At 72.6% G+C, this 1,997-nt stretch carries 2 protein-coding genes and 1 pseudogene; all 3 read left to right on the top strand.

Annotated elements, in window-relative coordinates:
• Positions 1-358, top strand: a pseudogene (locus ACFFNX_RS48640) (CoA ester lyase); the annotation flags it as partial.
• Positions 359-522: 164 nt separating this feature from the next.
• A complete protein-coding gene (locus ACFFNX_RS48635; protein ID WP_378213243.1) occupies positions 523-1,464 on the top strand; it encodes an AraC-like ligand-binding domain-containing protein in 942 nt (313 codons plus the stop codon).
• Between the two features lie 33 nt (positions 1,465-1,497).
• Positions 1,498-1,997 (top strand): DUF6924 domain-containing protein (locus tag ACFFNX_RS48630; protein ID WP_378213241.1); only part of this gene is annotated, 500 nt, incomplete at its 3' end.

Below are 1,997 nucleotides of genomic sequence, written 5' to 3'. Positions count from 1 at the left end.
GTCGCGGGTGATCGAGGCGGCGCGCGCCGCCGGGGCCCGGGCTCCCGTGCAGTCGGTCTACCCCGACGTCGCGGACCTGGACGGCCTGGCGGCCTCCAGCCGGATGGGCCGGGCCCTGGGGTTCCGCGGACGAACCGCCATCCACCCGGCGCAGCTCCCGGTGATCGCCCAGGCGTACCGCCCGGACGCCGCCGAGATCGCGGCCGCACGGCGCGTCGTCGAGGCGTTCGCGTCCGCGACGGCCACGGACACGGGCGCCGTCGCACTGGAGGACGGCGCGTTCGTGGACATCGCCGTGGTCCGCCAGGCCGAACGACTGCTCGCCGAGGCCGATCCGGGAGGCCGGCCATCGCGTTGATCCCGGCGCGTTCTCGGCGGCTCCCCATGCCGTCGAAGCCCTCGACGTCCGCAGGGCGCCCTTCGACGCCGACCCGGTTCCATGGCGGCCGAGGTTACGCATTTCAGCTTTTGTAACTCGCTAGGGCAGATCAACCCGCCGGGTTCGCATCTATCGTTGAGATCATGATTTCGGGTGCCGACATGCTGCACGCCGGGTTGCTCCAGAAGCTCGTCTCGTCGTTCCTCGTGCCCCTGCGGGTCGAGGCCGCGGCGGGCGCGCCGTTCCGCGCGCACGTCGACCACGTCGACGTCGGCCCGATGGTCGTCGCGCGGGTGCGCAGCACGCCCCACGCCGTCGTACGGCGGGCGGGCGCGATCACCTCCACCGACCGGGAGCTGTTCAAGCTCGTCCTGCATCGCCGTGGCGGCCTCTCCGTGGCACAGGGCGACCGTCAGGCCCGCATGCGCGCCGGCGAAATCGTGATCTTCGACGCCACACGGCCGTACAACGTCACGGCCCCGGACCCCTGTGACGTCGTGGTCGTCGGCCTGCCGCGTTCGGCGTTCGGCCGCAAGGCGGACGCCGTCACCCGCCACGCCGCACGGGTCCTGCCCGCCGACCAGGGCACCCGGTCGGTCATCGCGGCCGTGCTGAGCGGGCTGGCCGACCAGATCGACGCACTGCCCGGGCCCGGCGGCCTTCGCCTCGCCGACGCCATGACCTCCCTGGTCGTCGCGGCGTTCGCCGACATCACACCCGAGCGCGTCGACATCGGCACCGAACTCACCGACCGCATCCTCGCGTACACGCTGGCGAACCTGCACGATCCGCTGCTGTCCGCGGACTCCGTGGCCACCCGGCACGGAATCTCCGTCCGCCACCTGCACGGGCTGCTGCGACGCCGCGACGTGAGGTTCGCGGCATGGGTCCGGAGCGAACGCCTGCGACGGGTACGGTCCGACCTGCTCGACCCGGCCCTCGCGGGACGTACGACGGCGTCGATCGCGGCCCGCTGGGGACTGCACGACCCGGCCCATCTGTCGCGTGCGCTCAAACGGGAGTACGGCCAGACCGCCGCCGAGCTCCGCCGGGAGGCGACGGTTCCTGTCAGAGGCGCTTTGTAGCCTGACGGCCTGTTCGCGAGCCCTGGAGGCCACATGACCGCCGCGCGGTTGCCCGAGACCGACCACTCGCCGCTTCTGCGTACCGACTTCACCGATGACGACGCGTGGCAGGCGTTGCTGGACGAGATCGGCGACGACTGGGTGACGGTCGTGGAGGATCCCGGCCACCAGAGCCTGGCCGTGCCGGCGCTGCTGGCGTTGGTCCCCGACGGCAGCCGCTATCCGGTGCTCGTCGTCGCCGACGAAGTGACGTTCTCCTCCGCCGAGCGCTCGCTGTTGCTGATCGACGTCAGCGAGGAGCCCGGCCGGACGTTCCGGGCCGTGCCCGACGCGTACCGGTCCGCGATCGCCAACCTGTCGATCCAGAACCAGAGCTTCGACGACTATCTCCGTTCGGCCGGCGACTCGGGCGTCTACCGGATCTCCGACCGCCAACGCCAGGCGATGGCCGAGCTCCAGGCGCTCGGCCGGCCCGGCACGGACCTGCCGCAGGCGCGCGTGCCGGGGCCGGGAGCCTCGCGGGCGACCCCCGG

The organism is Actinoallomurus acaciae (genome assembly GCF_042429965.1).
Taxonomy (GTDB): domain Bacteria; phylum Actinomycetota; class Actinomycetes; order Streptosporangiales; family Streptosporangiaceae; genus Actinoallomurus; species Actinoallomurus acaciae.
The sequence above is the reverse complement of the archived record's forward strand: the minus strand, read 5'-3'. Positions and strand labels throughout refer to the sequence as shown.

Bases quoted from the DNA above. Each gene is read 5' to 3' on its own strand.
- ACFFNX_RS48635 (WP_378213243.1), top strand. From the start codon at position 523: ATGATTTCGGGTGCCGACATGCTGCACGCCGGGTTGCTCCAGAAGCTC.